General features: G+C 34.4%; 11 protein-coding genes. 8 read left to right on the forward strand and 3 right to left on the reverse strand.

Annotation, left to right across the window (positions count from 1 at the left end):
- Window positions 1–34 precede the first annotated feature (34 nt).
- The gene (locus WN975_RS20655; RefSeq protein ID WP_337968130.1) at window positions 35–1060 is read right to left on the reverse strand and encodes a LacI family DNA-binding transcriptional regulator; all 1026 of its coding nucleotides are present in this window, start codon (window positions 1058–1060) and stop codon (window positions 35–37) included.
- Window positions 1061–1224: 164 nt separating this feature from the next.
- On the opposite strand from WN975_RS20655, the gene WN975_RS20660 reads away from it, so the two are divergent.
- From WN975_RS20660 to WN975_RS20670, 3 genes are all read left to right on the forward strand, one after another.
- Window positions 1225–3864, forward strand: a complete 2640-nt coding sequence (locus WN975_RS20660) for a TonB-dependent receptor (protein ID WP_337968131.1) — start codon at window positions 1225–1227, stop codon at window positions 3862–3864.
- Window positions 3865–3987: 123 nt separating this feature from the next.
- Entirely contained in the window at window positions 3988–5208 is a 1221-nt protein-coding gene (locus tag WN975_RS20665) for an MFS transporter (RefSeq protein WP_337968132.1), read from the forward strand.
- A complete protein-coding gene (locus WN975_RS20670) occupies window positions 5198–7063 on the forward strand; it encodes a trehalase family glycosidase (RefSeq protein ID WP_337968133.1) in 1866 nt (621 codons plus the stop codon). The genes WN975_RS20665 and WN975_RS20670 overlap by 11 nt, the downstream gene beginning before the upstream one ends.
- A gap of 180 nt (window positions 7064–7243) precedes the next feature.
- Here the strand turns inward: WN975_RS20670 and WN975_RS20675 are convergent, their stop codons facing one another.
- Window positions 7244–8218 carry a polyprenyl synthetase family protein gene (locus WN975_RS20675; protein WP_337968134.1) on the reverse strand — a complete coding sequence of 325 codons (975 nt, stop codon included), beginning with the start codon at window positions 8216–8218 and terminating at the stop codon, window positions 7244–7246.
- A 268-nt stretch (window positions 8219–8486) separates the two neighbouring features.
- On the opposite strand from WN975_RS20675, the gene WN975_RS20680 reads away from it, so the two are divergent.
- From WN975_RS20680 to WN975_RS20700, 5 genes are all read left to right on the forward strand, one after another.
- A complete protein-coding gene (locus tag WN975_RS20680) occupies window positions 8487–9008 on the forward strand; it encodes a YceI family protein (protein WP_337968135.1) in 522 nt (173 codons plus the stop codon).
- 107 nt (window positions 9009–9115) lie between these two features.
- On the forward strand, window positions 9116–9715 hold the full coding sequence (locus tag WN975_RS20685) for a TetR/AcrR family transcriptional regulator (protein WP_337968136.1): 600 nt from the start codon (window positions 9116–9118) through the stop codon (window positions 9713–9715).
- A 10-nt stretch (window positions 9716–9725) separates the two neighbouring features.
- Window positions 9726–11060: a TolC family protein gene (locus tag WN975_RS20690; protein ID WP_337968137.1), complete on the forward strand. Its 1335-nt coding sequence runs from the start codon at window positions 9726–9728 to the stop codon at window positions 11058–11060.
- Window positions 11061–11069: 9 nt separating this feature from the next.
- Window positions 11070–12137 carry an efflux RND transporter periplasmic adaptor subunit gene (locus WN975_RS20695; RefSeq protein WP_337968138.1) on the forward strand — a complete coding sequence of 356 codons (1068 nt, stop codon included), beginning with the start codon at window positions 11070–11072 and terminating at the stop codon, window positions 12135–12137.
- Window positions 12138–12208: 71 nt separating this feature from the next.
- The gene (locus WN975_RS20700; RefSeq protein WP_337968139.1) at window positions 12209–15379 is read left to right on the forward strand and encodes an efflux RND transporter permease subunit; all 3171 of its coding nucleotides are present in this window, start codon (window positions 12209–12211) and stop codon (window positions 15377–15379) included.
- Window positions 15380–15736: 357 nt separating this feature from the next.
- Here WN975_RS20700 and WN975_RS20705 read toward each other — a convergent pair whose 3' ends face one another.
- Window positions 15737–22756, reverse strand: a complete 7020-nt coding sequence (locus WN975_RS20705; protein WP_337968140.1) for a T9SS type A sorting domain-containing protein — start codon at window positions 22754–22756, stop codon at window positions 15737–15739.
- Window positions 22757–22825 lie beyond the last annotated feature (69 nt).

A 22825-nucleotide genomic window follows, 5' to 3' on the forward strand; every position in this document is an offset into this window, starting at 1 on the left:
TTTTAAGAATTGACGCAAAGTTAAAACTAAAAAATCATTTAACGGTTGATTCTCTTTCAATGATTCTTGTAGGAAGTTCAATAATTTGATGTGTCACCGGTCGATGCTCTTTTATGTCCATAATTTCATCGATTAAAAGCGAAACTGCCTGATGTCCCATTTTAAATCCGGGTTGGTCAATTGTCGTTAGTTTTGGCGAAATAACCGTGCTCATAAACCAATTGCTGAATCCGAAAACAGCAACTTGTTCAGGAGTTTTTATTCCGGCTTCATTAAAATATTTTATAATACCGATGGCGACTAAATCTGTAATCGCAAAAATCGCATCAATATCCGGATTTTCAGTCATTACTTTTTGAGCGTTTTCGTAACCATCTTCAAAATCAGTATTGTTATCGCAAACATAAACCAGTTTCGAATCGTACTCAATTCCGTGCGCTTCAAGCGCTCTTTTATAACCTAAAAAACGATCAATAGAATTTTGCGGAACATAAGAGCCTCTAAAATGCGCGATTTTTTTATATCCTTTATTAATAAGATACGTCACGGCATCATAAGCCGCTTTTGCATCATTAATGACAACTTTTGAGCAATCAACTCTTTTGGCAATTTTATCAAAAAGAACAACAGGAGTATTTTTCCGAATCGCTTCATTAATATGAGTGAAATCATCGGTTTCATTTGAGAGCGACATTAAAACTCCGTCAACTCGTTTTTGAATTAAAAGAGCAAGTTGTTTTTTCTCGAGTTCGTATTTTTCGTTTGATTGTAATATAATGACCAAATAACCTCTTTTTTCGGCTTCTTCAAGAATACCATTTAATACGCTCGAAAAAAAATGATGTACCGTAGCCGGAATAATGACGCCAATTGTTTTGGTTTCATTAGTTCTAAGGTTTACCGCAACAGAATTGGGCATGTAGTTCATCGTTTCGGCCATTTCGATAACTCTGGCTCGTGTAGATTTACTAATATCTGTATACCCTTTTAAGGCTTTTGAGACTGTGGTAACCGAAATTCCCAAGGCTGAGGCTATATCTATTAATTTTGTGTCATTCATGAAATAAAAGTACTAAAAATAAACTGCATTGATAAAATTTTAAGTTCCGAAAACGTTTTAGGTCTTTTCGAAAACGTTTTCGATTTTTAATTCCTATATTCCTTATAATTAGTTATTAAGTTTGACAGTGATAACCATAATTACTAACTAACCGAACAAAAAAAATGAAAAAGCTACACCAGTATTTAGGTACATTACTTTTAATGTTTTGCCTGTTTTTTTTACCAAATAATCTATTTGCCCAAAATAAAGGCACTATATCAGGAAAAGTATTAGACGACAGCGGAGTAACCGTTCCGGGAGCAAATGTGACTCTTATGGAAACAGGAAAAAGCACTATTACAGATGAAAACGGAGGATATTCATTCTCTAATATCGACGCGGGAACTTATACAATTATTGCAACAAATGTGGGTTACAAAACTTTCGAAAAGCAAATTGCAATAAAAGAAGGAGAATCACTTGAGGTAAATTTACTTCTTGAAGGAGAATCACAAAGTCTAAAAGAAGTTGTGGTTACAGGATCATCAGCGCCAAGATCTAAATTGGAATCCAGCGTTGCAATTACAACAATGGGCGCAAAAGCAATCGAAGACAGAGCGCCATCAAGTACAGCAGCTTTGCTTCAAACTATTCCGGGATTTGTGGTTGAAGCATCTGGAGGAGAAATTGGAAATAACCTTTTTGCAAGAGGAATTCCTTCAGCGGGAGCGTATGAATATGTGCAAATTCAGGAAGACGGATTGCCGGTTTTTGAAGATGGAGCTTTGCAATTTGCTAACGCCGATACATTTTACAGATTAGACGAAACGGTAAGCAAAATGGAAGCTGTTCGTGGAGGTTCGGCATCAATTTTTGCCAATAATGCTCCGGGTGGAATCATCAATTTTATTTCGAAAACAGGTCAGAATGAATTTATGGGAAGAGCAAAATTCACGACTTCAGATTACGGAATGTTCAGAACTGATCTTAATTTATCAGGCGCTTTGATTAAAGATAAATTGTTTTTTAATGTTGGAGGTTTTTACAGAGCTGATAATGGTCTAAGAAACACCGGTTTTACAGCAAATAAAGGTGGACAAATAAAAGGAAACATCACATATAAATTTGATGACAACGATTATTTAAGAGTTAATTTCAAACACCTTGACGACAGAAATACATTCTATTTGCCAATTCCTTTGAAAAGTAATAACGGGAAAATTGAAGGAATTCCAGGATTTAATCCAAATTATGGAACATTAACGTCGGTAAATTTCAGTCATTTAAATGTGCCTCAATATGGCGGCGGAACTTTTAGCGCTGATTTAGAAGATGGTTCTCATCCGGTAATCAACTCAATTGGAGCCGAATTCAAAAAGAAAATATCTGAAAAAGTAACCTTCAAAAATGCTTTCAAACAAACAAGTATCGATTTAAATTACAATGCAATTTTTCCAAATGGCGGACCTTGGACACAAAGCGCTTATGCAACAGATGTTCAAAATACAACGGCAAGCAATCTAACGTATTCTTATGTAGATAACGGACAAAAATTAGATCCAAATGCTTTAATCATGAGAGCTGATCTTTGGCATATTGACAAAAAGATGAACAATTTTGCTAATAATTTCTCTTTCAATTTTGATTTAGATCCTGTAAAATTAACTGCGGGTTACTATTATTCAAACTGGAAATCAAACCAATATTGGAATTGGAATTCTTATTTAGTAGGCGTTTCGGATAATCCAAGATTGTTAAATGTAAAAGACAATACAACTGGAGTTGATCACACCTGGAACGGAATAGAAAGAATCACTTGGTTAGAAAGAGACGCTCAAACCAAAGGTCTTTTGAATGATATTTATGCTGATGCCGAAATTAAAGCGACAGATAAGTTGACCTTCAACGCAGGTTTAAGATACAACAAAGACAAATATTCAGGTTATAGAGACAACGCCAGATTTTTTGCAGAAAACTTAGGAGTTTTAGCAAATAATACAGCTGATGATAAAGTTACAACAGTAAAAGGAAATCCATATACATATTGGAGATATGATGTAAGCGAATGGTCTTATACAGCGGCAGGAAACTACAAATTCAATGACAATATGGCTTCATATGTTCGTTATAGCCACGGTTTTAGATCTCCAATCGAAGAATCATTTTATGATAATGCAGCAGATTTAAGCAAACTAGAAAATACAGAAGTAAATCAGTTTGAGTTAGGTTATAAATATTCTAATTCATTCTTTAATGTGAATGCCAATTTATTTCACATGGGTTTAAAAAATGTTGCTTTTACAGACATTTTATCTGATGGATCTTCTGAAAACAAATTTGCTGACGTAAATAATATTGGTCTTGAAGTAGAAACTAATGTGAGATATGAAATCGTAAAACTGAATTTCACATTCACAGTTCAAAAACCGGAATACGATAATTTTACAGGAACAAATGCTGATGGTTCAACTTTTGATTTTAATGGAAATACAGCTCGTAGAATTCCTAAATTCTTCTGTAACTTAAGACCGGAAGTAGATATTACAAAAGATCTTACGGCTTATGTTCAGTTTTCTTATTACGATAAAAAATTCACGAATCAGGATAACAAACAAGTTTTGCCGGCTTATAAAGAAGTTGGAGCAGGTTTAAATTATACCTATAATAATCTTCGTTTTGCAGTAGATGCTTCGAATTTATTCAATGAAATTGGTTTAACAGAAGGAGATCCAAGACAAACAACTTCTGCAGCAAGCGATGTGTTCATGGCAAGACCTATTTTAGGGCGCGCGTTTAGATTTTCGGTAGCGATTAATTTCTAAATTTATATTGATACAAACGCATTATAACGCGTTTTACACAACATACGGCAATGTAGAGGCGCACAGCAGTGCGTCTCCACACCGTAAACGTAAAACATCGGCAACAAATCACATCCGAAAAAAATGAAAAACATAGGAATTAAAATCTCTCTTTATCTTAATTATTTTGTCTTCGCCATTTTATTAAACAGCGTAGGTATTGTGATTCTAAAATCGCAAAGAAATTACGGAGTAGATGAAGTTCAGGCAAGTATTTTAGAAGCTTTTAAAGATATGCCAATTGCTATTGTATCCTTTTTTATAGCCTCTTTTTTACCAAGAATAGGCTATAGAAAATCGATGTTAATAGGATTAGGTTTAGTTACTCTGGCTTGTATTTCTATGTATTTTGGAAACTCATTTGATAATGCTAAAATTCTTTTTGCAACCGTTGGAGTTTCATTTGCTCTGATCAAAGTTTCGGTTTATTCCTTAATTGGAACTGTGACGGAAACCAAAAAAGAACACAATGCTTTGATGAGTAGTATCGAAGGTTTTTTTATGGTTGGGATTGCGTTGGCTTATTTTTTATTTCCTGCTTTTAATAATGAAAATGATCCTAATTCATGGCTAAATGTATATTGGTTTTTGGCTGCATTATCGTTCCTGTCATTTTTGTTTTTATTTTTTGTAAAATTCAAAGAACCGGAAGTTTCAGCAGGAGCAAATCTCAAAGATGACTTTCTGCAAATGTTCAAATTAATGGCAAAATTGCTTACCGTTATTTTTGTTATTAGCGTCTTTTTGTTTGTTATGATCGAACAGGGAATCCTTTCGTGGTTGCCAACATTCAATACAAAAGTGCTTCATTTACCAGAGAATATCAGCATAATGATGGCGAGTATTTTGGCAATTTCATTAGCAATTGGGCGAATGATTGCAGGAATTGTAACCAAAAAAGTCAACTGGATTTGGGTTTTAACGGTATGTATTTTTTCGGCAATGCTGATCGTGATTTTTGTACTTCCAAAAACAGTTGGTTTAGAAGTCAAAAACATCAATACGCTTTCGGATATACCTTTAATTGGTTTTGCATTTCCTTTAATCGGATTGTTTATTGCACCAATTTATCCTTTGCTAAATTCGATTGTATTAAGTGCTTTACCGAAGAATTTGCAAAGCTCAATGACCGGATTAATTGTAATATTTTCTGCTCTTGGCGGAACATTAGGTTCCAGAATAACAGGCTGGTTGTTTAAAAATGAAGGGCCGGAAAACGCATTTTATTTTACTTTAATTCCAATGTCTTTATTATTAATATCCTTTTTTATTCTCAAAAAAATAACTGCAAAAGATGAAATTTAAATTACATATAACCCAAACCATCGAAAAATTATTGGCTCAGGAAGATACTGACGGCGATAAAAAAATAACGATTGATGATCATGGTCCAAAGAAATTTTTGCTGTACGATCAGGATGGAAATCCTGCAGTTATTGAAGGAACTTATCAGCTTTCGAATTTATTGCAGGAATTGGCTTTGGCTAAAAAAAACAAAACCGAATTTGCCGAAATCAATCTGAATGAAATTACCGAAGATCCTGTAAAAAGGATTTCGAGAAAGATAAAAAACCTGTATTGGAAAGGTCTGACGCGAACAATTGATGCCGATGGCGTAAAGAAAATTTTGGAAGACAATAAGATCGAAAATGAATTGGCTTACTTGTATGTGCCTTTTGGTGATGAAATTGTTTTTGATTATTTCAAGAAATTAGAAGCTACAACGCCAAAATTAAAAGTGGTGCAAATGCCCAAAAATATTTCACCGGAATATGTGCTTTCGCTGAATAAACAACCCGGGATTTTAGCTTTGGCACTTCAAATAAAAAACAATGAAATTTCAGGCGTTCCGTTTGTGGTTCCTGGCGGAAGATTTAATGAAATGTACGGTTGGGATAGTTATTTTATTGCCAAAGGACTTTTGATCGACGATAAAATTGATCTTGCTTTAGGCATTGCCGAGAATTTTAAATATCAAATCGATCATTATGGAAAAATCCTGAATGCCAATCGAAGTTATTATTTGACGCGTACACAACCGCCACTTTATACGTCGCTAATTATTGATGTTTTAGAAAAGTCGAATCCGGATATTTTCTGGATTGAAAGACATTTAAAAACCGCCATAAAAGAATATCAAACCGTTTGGATGGAAGAAGGAAAACGTCTCACAGCCAATGGATTAAATCGCTATAAAGCAGAAGGAATCGGACTTCCGTTTGAAGTTGAAGAAGGACATTTTGATGATATTTTAGAACAATATGCGCCGAAATATAATTTGCCTACAAGAGAATTTGAAAAGAAATATCTTGAAAGAGAAGTTGTAGACGCTGAACTTGATAAATATTTTATTCACGATCGAAGTATGCGCGAAAGCGGACACGATACAACAAATAGATTGGTTGGAGTTTGTGCCAATTTAAATACGGTTGCGATCAATAGTTTACTTTATAAATATGAAACCGATATTGCTTTTTTAATTAAAAAGTACTTCAAAAATGAATTTCAATATTTTGAAGATAAGTCATTTTCAAGTGAATATTGGATTTCGAAAGCCAATTCGAGGAAAGAAAAAATCAATAAAATGTGTTGGAATTCAGAATTAGGATGTTATCTGGATTATGATTTCGTAAACGAAAAGCAACATTTCTTTGAAGCAGCGCCAACATTTTATCCGCTTTGGGCGAAAATAAGCACGCCAGAACAGGCTGAAATTTTGGTTAAAAAGACATTACCAAGGTTTAAAATGAAAGGTGGAATTGCAGGAAGTACCAAAGAATCTATTGCAGATGTTGACGAAAATGCGCCAATAAGACAATGGGATTATCCGTTTGGATGGGCGCCACATCAAATGCTTTTATGGGAAGGTTTGCTGAACTATAATTTCAACGAAGAAGCGCAGGAAATGGTTTATCGCTGGCTTTGGCTGATTACCAGAAATGCGGTTGATTATAACGGAACAATTCCGGAGAAGTTTGATTTATCGATCAGTTCGCATAAGATTTTCGCAGAATATGGAAACGTAGGTACTGAATTCGATTATATAACCGAAGAAGGTTTTGGCTGGATGAACGCATCTTACCAATACGGATTAACGATTTTAGAAGACGATTTAAAACAAAAACTATCAGATTTAGTTGATCCTGATGATTTGTTTTAATTATGTTCAATGATATTCATTCCGTAAGACAGGTGTCCCTACAGGACACTGCGCAAATGCGTTATTGTTTTTTTACCAACCAGATATTCCTAACGGAATAATTTATTTAAAATGACAAACCCGACAGGTTTTAAAAACCTGTCGGGTTTACTATGTGTTAAGAATTGCGGCTAAAAAAAACTAAACTTTTCGTCCCATTAAATTCTCGCCAAAAGTTCTAAGAATGTCTTTCTTTTCGGCGCTGATATCCAGTTTTTCTAAAGTTTCAAAAGCTTTAAAAGTGTACATTTCTATGGCATCTTGCGTTGCTTTTGAAGCACCTGATTCGTTAAAAATGTTTTTTGCAGTTTCTATTTTATCTGTATTATCGTCTAAATTCAAGCTGAATAATTTCTCTAATTCTGAAGCTTTTTCAGGTGATGAAAATTCACGTGCTTTTAGGTATAAATAGGTTTTTTTGTTTTCGATAATATCTCCTCCAACTTGTTTTCCGAAGGTTTCCGGATCTCCAAAAGCATCCAGAAAATCATCTTGAAGCTGGAAAGCTAATCCTAAATTCAATCCGAAATCATAAATTAAATCGCCTTCTTTTTCAGATGTTTTAGCTACAATTGCACCCATTTTCATGGCAGCAGCAACGAGAACAGCAGTTTTATATTCGATCATTTTTAGATATTCCGGAATCGTAACGTCGTTTCTTTTTTCGAAATCAACATCCCATTGTTGTCCTTCGCAAACTTCAAGAGCAGTTTTACTAAACAGTTTTGCTAAGTCTCTAAAAATCGATGGATCGTATTGTTCAAAATACTGATAAGCCAGAATAAGCATCGTATCTCCGGAAAGAATTCCGGTATTCAGATCCCATTTTTCATGTACAGTTTCCTGTCCTCTTCGCAAAGGTGCGTCATCCATAATATCATCGTGAACCAGTGAAAAATTATGAAAAACTTCGACAGCCATTGCAGCCGGAAGCGCCACATTATAATCGGTATCAAAAACCTCCGAAGCCATTAAAGTTAGCACGGGACGCATTCTTTTTCCGCCAAGGCCCAAAATATATTCAATAGGTTCGTAAAGGTTTTTAGGCTCTTTGCTGATGCTTTGATTTTCTAAATATTTGATAAAAAAATCCTGGTATTGGCTAATATCGTGCATAAAATATAATCTGAATTGCGAGCCTCAAAGATACAATTCATTATTAATTATTCCTTTTTTAAAAATTTAAAAGATGAGTTTCCATTAAAAAGAACTCTAAATCCCTTCATTTTAAAGGGATTAAAATAAATTATAAAAAAACTTGGAAACTTTTTTGGTGTTTAGAGTTTCCTGTTTATATTTGCACCGTTAATTGGAAACTTCGAACACTGTAAAAGTTTCCGTGACGAGTTTTAATAATTTATAAACTCAATAAAATCAAATATTTATGAAAACAACATGGACCTTAGATTCTAGCCAATCAGATGTTTTAATCAAAATGAGACATTCGATAATTGCTTATATGGGAGGAACGACTAATAAATTTGATGGCTACGTGAATATTGAAGACAATGAAATTGAGGATGCTTCGGTTGAGTTTTCATTAGATATCAATAACAAAAAAGATAGTTTTCAGCAAATCGATACTTATTTACAGCTTCAGGACTTTTTTGATGTAAATGAGCACCCGATTATTAGTTTTAAATCGACTTCATTTCAAAAAATAAACAACAACATCAACTTTTTTAAAGGCGATCTTACTATAAAAGATGTCACTAAAGTAGTTGAACTTGATGCTGAGTTTATTGGAATCAATACTTATAATGGAGAAAGAAAAGTTGCTTTTGAAATTAAAGGAGACATCAAACGTCAGGATTTTGGCTTGGATTATAACTCATTTAATCATAATGGAGGTTTGGCTTTAGGAAAAGATATTAAGCTTATCGCTAATCTTGAATTTAGCATATAAAACTTACATGTAGAATAAATTAATGTAAAATTATTACAAATAGAACGGAAACTATTTTTTTGATTTTAGTTTCCTAAGTATATTTGTAATGCAATTTGAAAGTTAAAATGAAAGAGAAAATCATATCAAAAGCAAGTGAGTTATTTTTAAAGCTTGGTTTTAAAAGCGTTACGATGGATGATATCGCTGGCGAAATGTGTATTTCTAAAAAAACGATTTACAAATATTTCTGTAACAAAGAAGTTTTAATCGAAGAGAGTACATCGACAGTTCATAAACAAGTACATGAGATAATCGATACAATTGTTGCAAAAGATTATAATTCAATTCACGAGAATTTTGAAATTAGAGAAATGTTTCGTGATATGTTTAAAAGCAATACGGATACGTCTCCAATTTATCAATTGAAAAAACATTATCCGGAAATATATCAAAATGTTTTATCGCACGAAATTGAACAATGCACTCAGTATTTTAGAATAAACATTGAAAAAGGTATTCGTGACGGATTGTATCGTGCAGATCTAAATATAGAGATTTATGTGAAGTTTTATTACACTTTAATTTTTCATATAAACGAAACTACGGTTTCAGAAAAAGAAGCACAAGAAATAGAATTAGAAGCGCTGGAGTATCACACCAGAGCAATGGCTACCGAAAAGGGAATACTGGAATTAGAAAAACAACTTAAAAAAATTACTATTTAATCATCAATCTATGAAACGAATAATTCTTATATTTTTGTGTTCAATTGGCTTGTCTGCCAACGCACAAGTCAAAACACTAACCCTGAAAGATGCTGTTATTTATGCGCTTGAAAATAAAGCTGACGCAAAAAAAGCAAAATTACAGGTTGAAAATAGTGAGTACAAAATTCAGGAAGTACGTTCAAGAGCGTTACCACAAATCTCTGCAAACGGAAACTTAACTTACAATCCAGTAATTCAGACAACGGTTATTGATGGAGCTGGTTTTGGTCAGCCAGGAACTACAATTCAAGCGGCATTTGGTCAAAAATGGACTTCAAACGCTGGGCTTTCATTAACTCAGACAATATTTGATCAATCTGTTTTTACCGGATTAAGAGCTGCAAGATCTACTCGTGAATTTTATCAAATAAACGATCAGTTAACTGAAGAACAAGTAATTGAAAGAGTTGCTAATAACTACTATTCAGTTTATGTACAAAAAGAAAGATTGGTTTTATTAGACAGTAATTACGTAAATACAACAAAAGTTCGTGACATCGTAAAAGGACAATTTGATAACGGTTTGGCTAAAAAAATTGACTTGGATCGTATCGTAGTTAAAATGTCAAACATTGATACAGAACGTCAACAAATTAAAAATCAAATTACTTTACAGGAAAATGCTTTGAAGTTTTATATGGGAATGCCTATTGAAGCGCAAATTGATATGCCAAAAGAAGAATTTGAAGTTGTTCCAGTTGCATTAACAGAAGTACCAAATGTTGAAAACAGAACTGAATATTTGCTTTTGAAAAAACAAGAAGAGCTTTTAGTTTACAATAAAAAAGCTGTTGAAGCGGGATATTATCCAACACTTTCTTTGACTGCAGGTTATAATTATATTGGTCAGGGTCCACAAATGCCTTGGTTTGCAAAACCTTCAGATGGTGTTTATTGGTCAGATTACTCTGCAATTGGATTAAATTTACATGTACCAATTTTTACAGGATTTGGAACTCGTGCTAAAGTAAGACAAGCCGATGTAGAAATCAGATCACTTCAGGAAGATATCAAAGACACAAAGCTTTCGCTTGATTTAGATTATAGAAATGCAATGGCTCAAATTGATAATAACCTTGTGACTATCAATAATCAAAAAGAAAACATGCGCTTAGCGACTGAGATCTTAAGCAATACAAAAAACAATTATCTTCAGGGATTGGCATCATTAACAGATTTGTTAGATGCTGAAAATGCACAACTTGAAGCTCAAAATAATTTTACCAGAGCAGTCTTGAATTACAAAATTGCCGAAATATCACTAATCAAATCAAAAGGCGAACTTAAAACTCTTATTAAATAACTAATTACAATGAAGAAAACTATTATAACAATCGTAATCATAATCGCAGCACTGGGTGTGATTGGATATGTCTTAAATAATAATAAGAAGGAGAATAAAGCAAAAACAGATATCGTAGCCGAGAAAAATGCTGCAGTTTCAGTAAAAGTAACTCCTGTAAAAACGGAAGAAATTTCACTGGATTTCGTTGCAAACGGAAACTTTCAACCAATTCAACAATTAACATTTTCTGCTGAGAAATCTGGAAAAGTAATTAGTGTTTTGGCTAAAGAAGGAGATTACGTAAAAGTAGGTCAGACTTTATTAACAATGAGAGGTGACGTTATTAATGTAAGTGCTCAACAAGCGCAAGCAGTTTACCAAAATGCAAAATCTGATTATAGCAGATATGAAAATGCTTTTAAAACTGGCGGAGTTACTAAACAACAATTAGATCAGGCAAAATTAGCGTTAACAAATGCTGAGTCTAACTTGAAACAAGCAAACATTAATGTTGGAGATACTAAAGTAAAAGCTCCAATCAATGGTTTTATCAATAAAAAATACATTGAGCCAGGATCTATCTTAACAGGAATGCCTGCAACTGCTTTGTTTGATATCGTAAATGTTTCTAAATTAAAATTAGTAGTTACAGTAAACGAAAATCAAGTTGCTAGTTTGAGAGTAGGAAACCAAATTAATGTAACAGCGAGTGTTTATCCTGATAAAACTTTTTCTGGAAAAATCACTTTCATTGCAGCAAAAGCGGATGAGTCTTTAAACTTCCCGGTTGAAATTGAAATCACAAATAATGTAAATAACGACCTGAAAGCAGGTATGTATGGAACTGCAAATTTTGCATCAAACCAACAAAAACAGCACCTTATGGTTGTGCCTAGAAATGCTTTCGTAGGAAGTGTTAGTAGTAACGAAATTTTTGTAGTTGAAAAAGGAATTGCAAAATTGAAAAAAGTTACAGCTGGAAGAATTTTAGGAGATCAGGTAGAAATCATCAACGGATTATCTGACGGTGAAATTGTAGTTACTACAGGTCAAATTAACTTACAAGACGGTAATACAGTAGAAATTATTAAATAATTTAAAGCATTAAGCTATAGGCTTTAAGCATTAAGCTTATTGCCTAGAGCCTAAAGCCTAAAGCAACAAATATGAAATTAGCCGAAATATCCATAAAACGTCCGTCGTTAGTAATTGTATTGTTTACAATTCTAATACTTGGTGGATTGTTCAGCTACAGCCAGTTAGGTTATGAGCTGATCCCGAAATTTGAACAAAACGTTATTACAATTTCTACAGTTTATCCGGGAGCTTCTCCAAGTGAGGTAGAAAATACGGTAACTAAGAAAATTGAAGATGCGATCGCATCGCTTGAGAATGTTAAGAAAATTGACTCAAAATCGTACGAAAGTTTATCTATTGTTTCGATTACACTTACATCAAATGCAAAAGTCGATTTCTCTTTGAATGATGCACAACGTAAAATAAACGCTATTATTAGTGATTTGCCAGATGATGTTAAAACACCGGCATTAACCAAATTCTCGCTGAGTGATTTGCCAATTATGACGCTTGGTGCCAACGGAAAAATGGACGAAGCAGCTTTTTATGACTTAATTGACAAAAAAATTGCGCCTATTTTATCTCGTGTTCAAGGTGTTGCTCAGGTAAATATTATTGGTGGTTCTGAACGTGAAATTCAAGTAAATCTTGATGCATTAAAAATGCAAGGTTACGGATTATCAGTTCCTCAGGTGCAACAAAACATCTTGACTTCGAATTTAGATTTCCCAACAGGAAACATCCAAACTCGTAATCAAAAAATATTAATTCGTTTAGCGGGTAAATATAAAAGTGTTACAGAATTAAGAAACTTAGTAGTTTCGTCTCAAAACGGAATTCAGGTTCGTTTAAGTGATATTGCAGATGTTCAGGATACTCAAAAAATTGCTGAAAAAATATCACGTGTAGATCAAAAAAGTGCCATCGTTTTACAAATCGTAAAACAATCTGATGCAAATGCTGTTGCGGTAAGTGAGCAATTATTGAAAACAATTGCTATTCTTGAAAAGGATTACAAAGAAAATCAACTAAAATTAGAAGTTGCAAAAGACAGTACTATTTTTACTCTTGAAGCAGCAGATTCTGTAGTTCACGATTTATTAATTGCAGTAGTTCTGGTAGCATTAGTAATGTTATTTTTCTTGCACAGTATTAGAAACTCATTGATTGTAATGGTTTCTATTCCGGCATCTTTGATTGCTACTTTTATTGGTATTTATTTAATGGGATACACATTAAACTTAATGAGTTTACTTGGATTATCTCTGGTTGTAGGTATTCTGGTCGATGATGCGATTGTGGTCCTCGAGAATATTTATCGACATATGGAAATGGGTAAAAACCGAATTCGTGCTTCTTATGATGGAACGGCAGAAATTGGTGGAACCGTAACTTCGATTACATTAGTAATTGTGGTAGTGTTCTTGCCTATTGCGATGAGTTCAGGTTTAGTATCTAATATTATCACGCAATTTTGTGTTACGGTAATTATATCAACTTTACTTTCGCTTTTAGCTTCATTTACTATTATTCCTTGGTTATCATCTCGTTATGGTAAACTAGAACATATTGAAGGAAAGAATTTATTTGGAAGAATTATTCTTGGTTTCGAAAATTATTTAACACGTTTCACAAACTGGATTTCTGTATTATTAACCTGGTGTTTGGATAATTACGGTAAAACAGTGATTCTTGTATTGATCTTATTCTTTGGATCTATTTTTGGACTTGGAGGATTTATTGGAGGAGAATTTTTCGCATCATCTGATAGTGGTGAATTCTTAGTTCAAATCGAAATGCCAAAAGATGCTTCGTTAGAACAAACAAACTTCATGACGCAAAAAGCTGAGGCTTACTTGAAATCTCAGGAATATGTTCACAGTCAAATTACAACGGTAGGACAAACCTCAGAAGGTTTTGGAGCATCGCAAGCTACGGCTTATAAAGCTGAGATTGACGTAAAAATGATCGAACAAAAAGATCGTACAGATGATGCTAACGTTTATGCTGCAAAAATTAAACGTAAGTTAGAAAAAGTACTAGTTGGAGCAAAAGTTAAAACGGTTCCTGTAGGTATCTTAGGAACTGCTGAAGATGCGACTTTAGGATTAATCGTAACAGGTCCTTCTACAGAAGCGGCAATGGCATTTGCTAAACAAGCGGAAGCAGAATTACGTACTATTCCAGGAACAACTGAGATCAAATTAACAGTTGAAGACGGAAATCCTGAGGTAAACGTAAAAGTAGATCGTGATAAAATGGCTGCTTTAGGATTAACGCTTCAAACAGTTGGTTTAACGATGCAAACTGCTTTTAGCGGAAATACAGACGGTAAATATAGAGCAGGAGAATACGAATATGATATCAACATTAGATACAATGCATTCGATAGAAAAAGTATTACTGACGTAAGTAATTTGATTTTTATCAATGCAGCAGGACAACAAATTAAGTTATCTCAATTTGCTGATATTACAGAAGGTTCAGGACCTAGCCAGTTAGAGCGTAGAGACAAATCAGCTTCTGTAACTGTAAAAGGACAAAACGTTGGGGTTCCTTCAGGAACAATTGTTGGAATCTGGCAGAAAAAGCTGGATAAATTGAAAAAACCTGCTGGAGTAAACTATATCTGGGGTGGTGACCAAGAAAACCAATCTGAAGGATTTGGTACTTTAGGAATCGCTTTATTGGCCGCTATTATTTTGGTTTACCTTGTAATGGTGAGTTTGTATGACAGTTTCGTTCACCCGTTTGTGGTATTGTTTGCTATTCCGCTTTCGTTTATTGGAGCTTTATTGGCATTAGCATTAACAAATAACTCATTAAATATCTTTACCATTTTGGGTATCATCATGTTGATTGGTCTGGTGTGTAAGAATGCGATCATGTTGGTCGATTACACCAACCAACGAAGAGCAGCAGGAGAATCAATCAGAACGGCATTAATTCAGGCAAATCACGCTCGTTTACGTCCGATCTTGATGACAACAATTGCGATGGTATTTGGTATGTTCCCAATTGCATTAGCATCTGGAGCTGGAGCCGAATGGAAAAACGGATTGGCTTGGGTAATTATCGGAGGATTAATTTCTTCGTTATTCTTAACCTTGATCGTAGTTCCTGTAATCTACCAAATTATGGAAGGTATTATTAGAAGATTATCTAAAGGAGAGAAAATCGATTACGAAGCTGAAATGGTTGCAGATTATGTGCACACCGAATTAAGTGAAGACGGTTTTAATCCTAAACATACCCATTAATTGATTTAATTTTAGATTGAAAAGTCCCAAATTCCGAAAGGAGTTTGGGATTTTTTTATACAATCAATCTAAAGGTTTAGAATTGAAATTTATAAAGTATAGAAGCAATACAATTCGCTTTTTAGTAAACATTGTTTCCCGCTTTCGGCTTTATCTTTTTTGAGACGAAGAAAAATCGTCTCAAAAAAGGATACCGCCTCGATCGGGGCTAACCTCAAACATTTGGCTTCTTTTAAACAATCAAAAAAAATCCAAACTCCTACCGATAATTCGGCATTAGAGTTTGGATTTTTTTATTTATTCCTTCTATCTAATCCAATTCTAAAATTTCGGAACGAGATTGGAATTTAATCCTCGTTATTTTTTCACAAGTTTCACGATTTTTACTTGCCCTTCAGCTTTTACTTTTAAGAAATAGAAACCAGAAGAAACATTCGATAAATCAATGTCAGCACGATCATTATCTATTTTTTTAGATAAAACATTTTCTCCAGAAACAGCATATATTTCTATTTCATCAATCACCGAAGTATTGTTTATTGTTAATAAATGTTTCACCGGATTTGGATAATACTTGAAATTCGGAAGTATAAAATCTGGTGTTGAAAGCGCACCATTTAATTTAGCTGTAACAGCGAGACGATCTTTACTTTCAATTCCGTTGATAGTTTGAGAAGCATAATAAGTCACTCCGTCCACAAGAACCGTTGTTAATGGCAATGGAGTTTCATTTATTTTACTGTTCTTCCCACCAGAAGGATTTTGACTGCTATACCATTGAATATTTTCTCCTTCAACGATTAAATCTGCTAAAGTTTGTCCGGGCTTAAATTCAATAGTAGTTGCATCTTTTCCTTCAACCAAAGGAGCAGGAGGTTCAATGGCAAAATCGAAGGTAACATAGCATCCGCTTGCATCCTGAACAATTGCACTGTAATTACCAACTTCTAAATTTGTGAATGTATTATTTGGTGTGAATGCATTCAAATTTGGCGAAATAGCATATAAATAAGGAGCCAGACCACCAGTGACAGTAATTGTTGCTGTGTGACCTTCTACATTTATAGAAGCAACCAGAGGCTCCGGTTGTTTTAATTCTACAGCGACCACTACAGAAGAACATCCGTTAACGTCTCTGGCAGATATAATATGAGTGCCTGCAGGGACATTAAAAATATTACTGGTTTGAAATGGACCACCATTTATTGAATAATCATATGGAGCTTGACCACCAGAAACAGTAGCTGTTATTATTCCATTTTGAACACAAGTTATTGGTGAGACAATTGTCGCTACTATACTTAAAGGACTTAACGGCGATAAAACAGCAACTAGCGAAGTGATATTATTTTGGACATCACGTACTTTTATCTCGTAATTTCCTGGAGCGAAAGTAGAAAATAGGTTTGAAGTTGAATAGGTAATTCCATTGTCAAAAGAATAGGTATAAGGAGCAGTTCCTCCAGCTGCAATTACTGATATGATTGCTGGATTATCACAACTTAAAGGAATTATGGTATAGGTTGCCAAAAGAGGAGATGGTGATAAAATATTAATTCCTGATTGTAAAAATATACATCCACGTGAATCAGTCACCTTTACGGAATACGATCCCGGTGTTAAATCTGTGAAAACATTAGAAGTTTGTTGCGGAATCACAATTGTTCCATTATTATTCTGAAGCGAATAAGTATAAGGAGCAGTTCCTCCTCCGAAAGTAGTAACAGTAATTTTTCCACCATTAGTATCTGTTGCATTTACAACGGTTGTTGATACTGATAAAAGAGTAGGTTCTACTATTGTTATTTTTGAAATCGTAGTACATCCTGCAGCATCTTTAACGGTTACATTATATGATCCGGCAGATAAATTATTAAAAACTTTAGAAGATGTAAATACAGTTCCCAAAGAATAAGTATAAGGAGCAGTTCCTCCAGCTACATTTGCTACTATTGTACCATCTTGAGCTCCGTTGCAATTTACGTCAGTTTTAGTCAAATCAAGTGTTAACGGAACAAATGTTTTTACTTTATAAGTAATCCTGCTTGTATTACCAAGAGCATCTTTTGCATAAAAAATATAATTCCCACCTGATTGTAAATTTGCAACACTATTAATTGTTCTATAGGTCACACCTGCATTAAACGAATAAAGATATGGCGCTGTACCTCCTGTTGCGTTAAGCGTTAAACTTTCCCCAGGATTTTCACAAGTAATAGGACTAACATTGCTTATACTTATCGAAATTGGTCCCGGAAGTACAAGCGTGGCGTCGACACTTTGAGACTCACAACCGTTAGCATCTTTAGCAGTTATAGAATAAGTTCCTTCCGGTAATCCGACATAGCCTACAGAAAGCGAATTATCAAATATTACTTTACCTGTAGCACTATTTTTAACTTTATATGTATATGGAGCAACACCATTGATAGTGCTCATTGTTATTACTCCATCAACATAACCGTCGGCTGTTTCGTATGTAACGGTAGCAGTTGTTTTTACTGCATCGTATGCTTTGACAGTATAATGAGTTTGCGCTTCATTACCAATTGCATCCTTCAATAATATTGAAAAAGTACCGGGAGTCAAATTAGTTCGTCCCGGATTACTACTTGTATAGGTGACACCTCCATCATAAGAATAAAGATATGGAACAACACCTCCGGAAGCCGTTACAATCAAAGAAGCATTTTTGATACAGCTAATAGGAGTTTTAACAGCACTTAATATAATTGGATTTGTTATCTTAACAATTACATTATCAATAGTAGTTTTACAACCATTCGCATCTGTAACGCTAAAAGTGTATGAACCTTCAGTCATGCCGCTATAGATTTTGATATTTTGATTTAGTGATACTTGTATTCCTCTCGTGTCATTTCTTACCGAATAAAGATAAGGAGCTTTCCCTCCGGTAGGATTTAATTTTATAAGTCCGCCAATTGCACCATCATTATTTAAAGACTTAATATCAATACCAAGTGTCAAAGCATTTGGTTGAGAAATTGTTGCAGAATAGGAAACAATACATCCTCTGCTATCTTTAACAGAAACATTATGAACGCCTCCGGTCAAAGAAGTGAAAGTTTTATTTGCTGAATACACACTACCATCTATAGCATAACTATAAGGCGATGTACCACCCGAAGCAGTTACGTCTATTGCTCCCGTTGCCGAACCATAACAGATCGCATTGGTAATATTTGCTTTAATAGCTATAGCTGTTGGTTGGTTAATTTTTACAGATGTAAAGAAAAGACATCCTAGTTTGTCTTTTACATAAGCGACATAAGTACCTGCAGCTAAATTTTTAAAGACATTACTAGATTGATATCCCGATCCAACTGAAAACATATAAGGAGCAACCCCACCATTTACCAAAATTACTATAGAACCATCACTACTGCCGTAACACTGGGCATTTACAATTTGAGGAGACATAGTTAAATTACGATATGGCGCCACAGTTAAAGTGCTTGAATAAATGCATCCCGCAGCATCTTTAACATTTACAGTATAAGTACCGGCATTTTTGTTAAAGTTATTACTCGAAACATATGGCTCATTATCTACTGAATACAGATATGGAGGAGTTCCGCCAATTACAGTAGCTGTAAGTATTGCACTACCATTACAATCAAGTGGTTTCGATATAGAAATATATGCATTTAACTTTTTAGCTGGATTTATTACAATTGTACTTGTGTTTGAAATTGTATTTGCAGCATCTTTTACAATTATATTATACGTTCCTTCAATAAGGTCAGTAAAGATATTGCCAGATTGATAAGTTCCTCCGCCATCTACAGAATAGGCATAAGGAGATTGCCCTCCGCTAGCAGTAACAGCTATTGTTGCGTTACTAACACAATCTAACGTTTTTGTAATAACTGCTGTAGAAGTTAAAGAATCCGAAACCTCAATAACTGTCGCAAATGTTGCGATACAGCCTTGAGAATCTTTTACTTGTACAAGATAATTTCCCGAAACCGAAGCCCTAAGAACATTGCTGCTTTGATAACTGTTTCCATCCAAAGAATATTGATAAGGAGCAGTTCCTCCAGAAGCCGTTATCGTTATTTCCGAACCAGAAGTCGTTAAAACCGCAGTTAAAACAGTTGGTTGAGTGATAACATAATCAATAGTTGATGCACAACCCACAGCGTCTCTAACTTTTATTGAATAAGTTCCCGAGATAAGTCCCGTAAAGGTATTATTACTTGAGTAAGCACCATTATTTATAGAGTATTGATAAGGAGCTTGTCCGCCAGAAGAGTTAATAGTTAAGGAAGCATCAGCACCTCCATTACAGGATATCGAAGTATTTGTAGCAGTTATAACTAAAGGCACAACAGGCTGTATTGTTGTAACTAGAGTTGAAGAAAGGCAACCATTACTATCTTTTACCGTTATTGCATAATTGCCCGGAGAAAGATTATAAAAAGTATCGGCAGATGCATAAACTCCACCATTAAGAGAGTAAAAATAAGGAGCTTGCCCGCCAATTGCCTGAACTCTTATTGTTGCCATACCGGTACAATCCGTTTGAGTAACAAATGTAGTCGCATTTACAGGAGTAGGATTATTTACTACAATTGTATTTGAATTTGAAAACGTATTTGCAGCATCTCGTACTTTTACCGTGTATGTTCCGGCAGATATGTTACTAAAAGTATTAGTCGTCTGATAAGATATTCCACCGTTTATTGAGTATACATATGGAGGTTGACCTCCGGCAGCATTAACCGTTATCAAAGCACCACTCATACAATCTAATTCTTTAGTAATAACTACTGAAGAAGTTAAAGGATCCGGAACCACAATATTTGTCGCAAATATTGTAGTACAACCTTTAGCATCTTTTACTTGTACAAGATAATTTCCTGAAACCAAAGCCCTAAGAACATTACTGCTTTGAAAACTATTTCCATCCAAAGAATATTGATAAGGAGCAGTTCCTCCAGAAGCCGTTACCGTTATTTCTGAGCCTGAAGTTGATATGTTGGCAATTAAAGCAGTTGGTTGAGTGATAACATAACTAATTGTTGCCATACAACCCAGAGCGTCTCTTACTGTTAGCGTATAAACCCCCGCAATAAGTCCCGTATAGGTATTACTGCTTGAGTAAGCACCGTTATTTAAAGAGTATTGATAAGGAGCTTTTCCACCGGAAGCGTTAATAGTTATAGAAGCATCACCAGCACCATTACAGAATGTCGATGTATTTGTAGCAGTTATAATTAAAGGTATAAGAGGTTGTATTGTTGTACTTACAGATGAAGAAGTACAACCTTTACTGTCTTTTACAATAATTCTGTAAGTGCCAGGCGAAACATTAGTAAAAACATTACTAACATTATAAGTTATTCCATTGTCTCTAGAATAAGTATAAGGAGCTTGTCCTCCTATTGCCGTTACCACTATTGTTGCATTATTCATACAATCTGCCGGTGTAACAGCTGCAGTAGCAATTACGTTAGCAGGCGGAGTTATAGTAACCTGATTTGAATTCGAAATATTATTTAAAGCATCCTTTACTCTTATAGTAAAAGTTCCCGTAAGTATATTCGCAAAAGTATTATTTGATTGATATGGAGTTGTTCCGTTTAGAGAATAAGTATAAGGAGGTTGTCCACCTGTTGCATTAGCCACTATTGTAGCCCCACTCATACAATCTAATGTTTTTGTAATAACTGCCGTCGAAGTCAAAGGTTGTAAGTCTTCAATACGAGCCGAAAAGTCAAAGGACTCACATCCTTTAGAATCTTTAAGACGCACAATATGAATTCCAGGGCTCAAATTTGAAAAAACATTGCCAGACTGATAAGCTGCAAAATCTACAGAGTATTCATATGGAGCAGTTCCCGCCTGACCATTTAGAGTTAAAGTTTGCCCCTGAACAAGAATATCAGGATATATAGGCGTTGGCTGTATAATATTAGATACTAATGTATATAGACAATTATTGGCATCTTTTACTCTGATAGTATAAGTTCCGGGACTAAGGTTTGGATAAACATTACCAGCACTATAAGGATTATTATCTAATGCGTATTGATATGGAAATTGACCACCATTAGCATTGATTGTTAATGTAGATTTATCCTTGGCACATACTAGCTGAGTATTTGAAGCCGTCGCGCTTAAAGGCGAAAACGGTTGTATTGCAACATTTAAAAGTGAAGAAATACAATTTTTTTGATCTTTTACAACGATACGATAAGTACCGGCAAGAATATTAGAAAAAGTATTATTAGTAACATAAGTTATTCCGCCATCAAGAGAATAAAAGTAAGGACCTTGTCCTCCAGTAGCCGAAACAGTTACAATAGCATTACTAATACAATCTATAGGTTTAATAGAAGTATTTACAGCTATTGGAGAAGGTGTACGTATTACTATTGGAGTTTCACTTGAAACTGTATTTGCCGCATCTCTTACTTTTACAGTATAATTTCCCGGAGGTATATTGATGAAAAAATTTTGAGTCTGATAGGTTATTCCTCCGTTTATTGAATATGAATATTGAGGTTGACCACCAGTGGCATTAATCGTTATTGTAGCGCCGGAATTGCAATCAGCTTCTTTAGTAACAGCAACTGCAACATTCAAAGGAGGTGAGACAGTTAACGGTACAGTTGTCAGGCAGCCATTAGAATCTCGTACATAAAAACTATAGCTTCCAGGCGTTATATTTGAAAAAATATTAGAAGCCTGATAATTCGCTCCGTTTAATGAATATTGATAAGGAACTGTTCCTCCCGTAGCTGTAATAATTGCATTTTGATTGTCAATAGATGTCAAAGCTAATAAAACCGCAGGTTCATGAATCTGAACTGGCTGAGGCATCGCAACACAGCCTAAAGCGTCTTTTACAATTACGATATGATTTCCAGAAGATAAATTAAGAAAATTAGCTATAGGATTACCATTATAAATCGTAAAAGGACCACCATCTAAACTATAAGCATAAGGCGTTTTTCCTCCCGATGGAACAACAGTCAAAGTACCATCATTTTGCCCATAACAACGAACAGGTGTTGTAATAGCTGTAGATATCAACTCTTGATATACTTTTAAATTAAAAGACTTAATATTAACTGTTCCGTTATTATCTATTCTGGCATAAATAGCCGTAGACGCTGCCAGACTAGTATAAGCTGTTGGTTGAGCAATTGCATTTGTATTGGCATTTGCATCCTGAGAACTAAGGTGATAACTAATAGTAGTTTCAGCAGGATTTAAATTATCAAGCAAAACCGACTCGTTAATCTTTAAATTAAACTGACTATCTCCATAACAATGTTCTATATCATTGATCTGAGCATAAAAAACAGTTGTAAATAAGAAAAGAAAACAAAGTAATGTTTTTTTCATAGTATTAAATTTGTTAAAGTGGCGTTAACAAATATATACAAAAAACGCAGTTTTCGAAAAATATAAAAT

The sequence above is a fragment of the uncultured Flavobacterium sp. genome (assembly GCF_951805225.1).
Taxonomy (GTDB): Bacteria; Bacteroidota; Bacteroidia; order Flavobacteriales; family Flavobacteriaceae; genus Flavobacterium.

Bases quoted from the DNA above. Each gene is read 5' to 3' on its own strand.
- WN975_RS20655 (WP_337968130.1), bottom strand. From the start codon at position 1,060: ATGAATGACACAAAATTAATAGATATAGCCTCAGCCTTGGGAATTTCG.
- WN975_RS20695 (WP_337968138.1), top strand. From the start codon at position 11,070: ATGAAGAAAACTATTATAACAATCGTAATCATAATCGCAGCACTGGGT.
- WN975_RS20685 (WP_337968136.1), top strand. From the start codon at position 9,116: ATGAAAGAGAAAATCATATCAAAAGCAAGTGAGTTATTTTTAAAGCTT.
- WN975_RS20665 (WP_337968132.1), top strand. From the start codon at position 3,988: ATGAAAAACATAGGAATTAAAATCTCTCTTTATCTTAATTATTTTGTC.
- WN975_RS20705 (WP_337968140.1), bottom strand. From the start codon at position 22,756: ATGAAAAAAACATTACTTTGTTTTCTTTTCTTATTTACAACTGTTTTT.
- WN975_RS20700 (WP_337968139.1), top strand. From the start codon at position 12,209: ATGAAATTAGCCGAAATATCCATAAAACGTCCGTCGTTAGTAATTGTA.
- WN975_RS20690 (WP_337968137.1), top strand. From the start codon at position 9,726: ATGAAACGAATAATTCTTATATTTTTGTGTTCAATTGGCTTGTCTGCC.
- WN975_RS20680 (WP_337968135.1), top strand. From the start codon at position 8,487: ATGAAAACAACATGGACCTTAGATTCTAGCCAATCAGATGTTTTAATC.
- WN975_RS20660 (WP_337968131.1), top strand. From the start codon at position 1,225: ATGAAAAAGCTACACCAGTATTTAGGTACATTACTTTTAATGTTTTGC.
- WN975_RS20670 (WP_337968133.1), top strand. From the start codon at position 5,198: ATGAAATTTAAATTACATATAACCCAAACCATCGAAAAATTATTGGCT.
- WN975_RS20675 (WP_337968134.1), bottom strand. From the start codon at position 8,218: ATGCACGATATTAGCCAATACCAGGATTTTTTTATCAAATATTTAGAA.